General features: G+C 32.8%; 8 protein-coding genes. 3 read left to right on the top strand and 5 right to left on the bottom strand.

What is annotated here, in order from left to right:
• The first annotated feature begins 381 nt into the window (after positions 1-381).
• Positions 382-735, top strand: coding sequence for a helix-turn-helix domain-containing protein (locus tag ACFING_RS09330; protein ID WP_375630657.1), 354 nt, complete (start codon positions 382-384; stop codon positions 733-735).
• 99 nt (positions 736-834) lie between these two features.
• On the opposite strand, the gene ACFING_RS09325 is transcribed toward ACFING_RS09330, so the two are convergent.
• Both ACFING_RS09325 and ACFING_RS09320 read right to left on the bottom strand, forming a co-directional pair.
• Positions 835-1,155: a hypothetical protein gene (locus tag ACFING_RS09325; RefSeq protein WP_375630656.1), complete on the bottom strand. Its 321-nt coding sequence runs from the start codon at positions 1,153-1,155 to the stop codon at positions 835-837.
• Positions 1,152-1,844 (bottom strand): ParA family protein, encoded by a 693-nt coding sequence (locus ACFING_RS09320; protein WP_012755131.1) that lies wholly within the window; start codon positions 1,842-1,844, stop codon positions 1,152-1,154. The genes ACFING_RS09325 and ACFING_RS09320 overlap by 4 nt, the downstream gene beginning before the upstream one ends.
• Before the next feature lie 284 nt (positions 1,845-2,128).
• Between ACFING_RS09320 and ACFING_RS09315 the strand changes: the two genes are divergently transcribed.
• Both ACFING_RS09315 and ACFING_RS09310 read left to right on the top strand, forming a co-directional pair.
• The gene (locus ACFING_RS09315) at positions 2,129-2,380 is read left to right on the top strand and encodes an AbrB/MazE/SpoVT family DNA-binding domain-containing protein (RefSeq protein WP_375630653.1); all 252 of its coding nucleotides are present in this window, start codon (positions 2,129-2,131) and stop codon (positions 2,378-2,380) included.
• A complete protein-coding gene (locus ACFING_RS09310; protein ID WP_375630651.1) occupies positions 2,377-2,775 on the top strand; it encodes a type II toxin-antitoxin system VapC family toxin in 399 nt (132 codons plus the stop codon). The genes ACFING_RS09315 and ACFING_RS09310 overlap by 4 nt, the downstream gene beginning before the upstream one ends.
• 227 nt (positions 2,776-3,002) lie before the next feature.
• On the opposite strand, the gene ACFING_RS09305 is transcribed toward ACFING_RS09310, so the two are convergent.
• From ACFING_RS09305 to ACFING_RS09295, 3 genes are all read right to left on the bottom strand, one after another.
• Positions 3,003-3,656, bottom strand: coding sequence for a recombinase family protein (locus tag ACFING_RS09305; RefSeq protein ID WP_375630648.1), 654 nt, complete (start codon positions 3,654-3,656; stop codon positions 3,003-3,005).
• A 164-nt stretch (positions 3,657-3,820) separates the two neighbouring features.
• Complete coding sequence (locus ACFING_RS09300) at positions 3,821-4,276, bottom strand: TIR domain-containing protein (RefSeq protein ID WP_375630646.1); 456 nt, start codon at positions 4,274-4,276, stop codon at positions 3,821-3,823.
• A 45-nt stretch (positions 4,277-4,321) separates the two neighbouring features.
• Positions 4,322-4,471 carry a hypothetical protein gene (locus ACFING_RS09295; protein ID WP_375612426.1) on the bottom strand — a complete coding sequence of 50 codons (150 nt, stop codon included), beginning with the start codon at positions 4,469-4,471 and terminating at the stop codon, positions 4,322-4,324.
• Positions 4,472-4,644: the final 173 nt, after the last annotated feature.

Raw genomic sequence — 4,644 nt, 5'->3', positions numbered from 1 at the left:
CAAGGATTGTTAGTCCTCTCATTAAACGCGGATCTGATGTCATGATTTTGGTGAGCGTTCCGGAGAGTTTGAGAGGCAGATAGCCTCTCATTAAAAATAAAATTTATAAATAAAAACTATTTTTATTTGCCAATCTCCTGAAATTGCTTTACTGGTAAGCGAATGTTTTAATCGTATACGCAGCGATTAATAAGGGATTAAAAGCCTTAAAGTTTGAACATAAAAATTAGCCCACTCTGTGGGTTTCCCGGGATTCCGGGAGTTTTTGCTATGTCCAGGTGCTTTAAGCACTAAAAGCAAAAAACTGATTCAAACTTCAGTACTTTTAACTCCCGGAATACCAATGCGAGGGCGCTCGCACCCAGTAGGGGGGAATTTAAAGTGCAAAAAAAAACTCCACATTTAAATGACGTTTCTGTAGGGGAAAAAATTCGCTCTAGAAGAAAGCACATGAGAATTTCTCAGACAGAGTTAGGAAACAAATTAGGAGTAAGCTTCCAACAAATCCAAAAATATGAAAAAGGCTCAAATCGTGTAGGAGCTGGACGCTTGCAGGAAATAGCTAACATACTAGATGTTCATATCTCCTTTTTTTATACAGATCTTTCACAAAAAAGAAATATTTCATACCCTTATGATGAAGGAATTTCCAGTAAAGAATACTGCCTTTTAAGAGGTTTTAGACAACTAAAACCTAAAAAACAGAAAGCAATTTTGTGGTTGGTTTCCGAATAGAATGAATACTTTTAAAATTATATTACATACAGCTATCTTCTCTCTTCATAAGAAGATTTTAAATATTTATTACGTATTTTGTACGTAAATAATAAATAATCATCGTTTATTTTGTGTGTAATTGTTATTTACGTAATTTTCAATAAGACGATTAAGAAAATCACCACCATCTTCATTAAGTTCGTCTGCTAAAGACCAAAAACTGTCTCTTACTTCTGGTTCAAGTGCAAGTGTTAATCGTGCTGTTTTTAAACTACGTCTTCTACGTCCACTACCACGTTTTGTTTCTACACTATGACGTGTCGTAAAACCATTATTTTGACCTATCTTACCTAATTCTTGTTCATCTACTTTTTGTGCTTTTGTAAACGGTTTTAAATTTTGAAGATCCGGTAATACAATTTCAGCTCTTTTTGTCATGCTACTTTGTCCTTTAATAAATTTTCATTATCCAATACCTTCACAACAGCGTTAGCAAAAACCGTTGCATTTTCTTGTGCTGCTTGAGGATTATTCACATCAGAAGATGCTAAATCAAAGAGAGACCCCCCTATCTGAAAAAGAGCACTAAAAGCTCCTCTTTCAGTTAATGAAGCAGGTAAAATAGGAAGGTTAGCTTTTTCTAGCGTTTTCTCTATATGCTGTCCTTCGCGACTGTTTAAGGTATTGGTCATAGAAAATACGATACGAAAAGGTATTTCTCTTTTAAAAAACTGACTCTGTTGTTTTATTAAAGCAATGATCTTTCCTATCTGATCTCCATCAAGTTGTTTTTTTCTCATAGGAACCAAAACTAAATCCGCTCTCCCTATAGCAAAAGAAGCCGCAAGATTAGCAGAACCTTCAAGGTCAACAATAACAAATGGAAACTGTTCTACAGCATCATCAATGCAAGAAACAATATTCTGTTCTGTAATGTCTCCAGAAACTTCTATATTTTTGGGCATTGTATCTACAGATCTTTTCATCCATGTCACAAGTGGTTGATTTGGGTCTGCATCAATTAATTTCACCTTAGATCCGGCTTTAGCAAAAACGTTAGCTAATACTAATGCCATTGTGGATTTTCCAACACCACCTTTTGTTGAACACATAGTAATTACAGGCATTAAGATATTCCTTATTCAATGAATAAACACTAAATAAATAACATTTATTTATTACGTATTTATTAAAACTATAAATAATTATTATTTATTTTGTAAATATTTATTATTTACGTACAAAATACGTAATAAATATTTATATCTTGTTAATTTCAAATCAGGTATAATCGGGTGTGCACATTCCAGTATGCAAACGAGTTTATTTCACAATTTCGTTTCTTGTGAGTAATTGATTTTTACATTACTTTTATATATATTAGATAATTATATAGTAAGAGGAATTTTTTATGTCTTCATTAACAGTTACAGCAAAAGGACAAATTACGCTAAAGCGGGATTTACTACAGCACCTTGGTGTTAAACCAGGTGAGAAGATTAACTTTGATAAGTTACCAGGTGGTGAACTTCGTATAAAAGCGTCACAGCCTACAAGCACTATTGAGAGCTTTATTGGACGATTTTCTGGAAAACTAAAAAAACCTCTAACCATTGAAGAAATGAACGAAATTACAGCTTCTAGTTGGGCTGGGAAAAAATGAAGATTTCTGTAGATACAAATGTTCTAGCTCGTGCTGTTTTACAAGATGATAAAAAGCAAGGGGAGGTAGCAAGTAAGATTTTAAGAGAAGCTTCTCTCATAGCTATTTCTCTACCTTGTCTATGCGAACTTGTTTGGATACTTCGACGAGGTGCAAGACTATCAAAAGAAGATGTAGCTGGAATGTTACGCGATCTGCTAGCAACCAGTAATATAGTAATGAATAGACCAGCTGTTGAAGCAGGTCTTGCTATTCTAGAGGCTGGTGGTGATTTTGCTGATGGAATTATAGCTTATGAAGGTAATTGGCTAGGTGGCGAGATATTTGTTTCGTTTGATAAATTAGCAATCGACCTGTTAAAGAAAAACGGGAAATCAGTAAAACTCCTTTCTTAATGAGTGAGCTAATACCTATAAAAGAATAAGCTATAGATATGGATATGGATTTTCCAGCACCACCTTTTGTTGAACACATAGTGATTACAGGTATTAATATATTCCTTATTTAGTGAATAAATAATAAATAAATATCATTTATTTATTACGTATTTTGTACGTAAATAATAAACATACTTCAATGCATCACATCATGGAAAAGAACTATCAACTTGGCGCAGTTTATCTTAATTTTCCAATGTTCTTGGCATGGTAATGATAGGCTTTATTTTTGTAAGCTTGATGTTTTTACGTTCAATAAATAAACGTAAGGTGTTCACACTAACTCCTAATGTCTTAGCAATACGGCTCTGTGATAAACCAACATTTATAAATGCTTGAATTTCATCAATATGATTGTCCAGCTTTAATTGCGTAGCTTTACTTCCTTTTGGACGTCCTAGTTTTATTCCTCGTTGACGAGCAACATTTAAGGCTTCTTTTGTGCGTGTTTGAATTAAATGCCGTTCAATTTGTGATACCATACCCAATACGTTTGCAATGATATCGCTTTGTAAACTTCCATCCATGATAAGGTTTTGTTTCGTTATATGCACAATTAAACCACGTTCACTGGCTGCTTTGAGAATTTCTAAAACAGCAAGAGAAGAACCAGCTATACGAGAAAACTCCGGTGTGAGTAAAACATCACCACATTCAGCTTTTTCAATTAAAGCACCAAGTTTACGCTTACGCCAATCTTTTCCTCTACTTGCAATTTCTTCCTCAATATAAAGTGGAGCAAAGCCATTTTTATTAGCATATTCTAACAATCCAAATTTTTGATTTTCTGTATCTTGTCCATCACGAGAAACACGTAAATAAGCATAAAATTTTGGCATTTTCAGTAAAAAGGTTATTTTTGATTAAAACTGATATATTATTGCATAGAAAAAATAGGAATTAAATATACAATTTTCGTTCATAAAAAATGATCGTTTTTTCTGATATTGCAATTTATGACGCTTCAAATGACACTGTGCGTATACTTCATGCAAAAAAAAATTCAGTTGTTAAGTATATCTAAATTGAATCCGGCTGTGTTTAATAGTTCAATAAGTTTTGGGAGAGTCTCTTTTACGTGTTCATTAAAAGGAATGTAATTAATCCCTTCATAATCTGAAGGCACTTCAACATCTCGTTGTTTTAAAATAGCAATATTTCTGCAAGAAATTATAGGAAACAACATACCCATTTTAAAAATAACATTTTTATTAGCGCGCGGTTGTGCGTCTTTTTTATCAGCAGATTTTGCATAGCCAATCTCATCGGGAGTAAGTAACACAATACCAAATTTTGGAGAATTAGTTTGCATACTAATTTCTTGTTTAAAATCATCAATAGTAGTTAAATCATCACTACCAAATTTCAGAACGTATGGTTCCAATCCAAGCTTAAAAAGAATACGTTCAGTTTGTTCTAAAATAGTATGATTATTATATACAATAAAAATTTTTGGCATTTTTATATCCCCTATAAAATACATGCATTTGTCCCAGAGGGCTTATTATTCTTTATCAACGAATAATTGCGATAAAAATTTCTCCCAATCTATATTTTCCTTTAATTTATCATTAGTCTCTTTATCAAATTTTATTTTTTTACCATTTACAGTAAAACAAAATTCAACACTTTCGATATCATCATGATTGAGCATTTCCAACACCTATAATTTCAGTTATGTTCCATGTTTTATTGAGTTTAATGGAAATTTTAATACCTTTGTTTTTACATTGCTCTCTGAAAGCAGGCGCCCCCGCACCTGCTATTTTATTTACGCAACATCCTCATACTCATCACGAAAATAATCATCATCACTACCAAATCTTG

Source organism: Bartonella sp. AP150HLJHH (assembly GCF_042196385.1).
Classification (GTDB): Bacteria; Pseudomonadota; Alphaproteobacteria; order Rhizobiales; family Rhizobiaceae; genus Bartonella.
The sequence above is the reverse complement of the archived record's forward strand: the minus strand, read 5'-3'. Positions and strand labels throughout refer to the sequence as shown.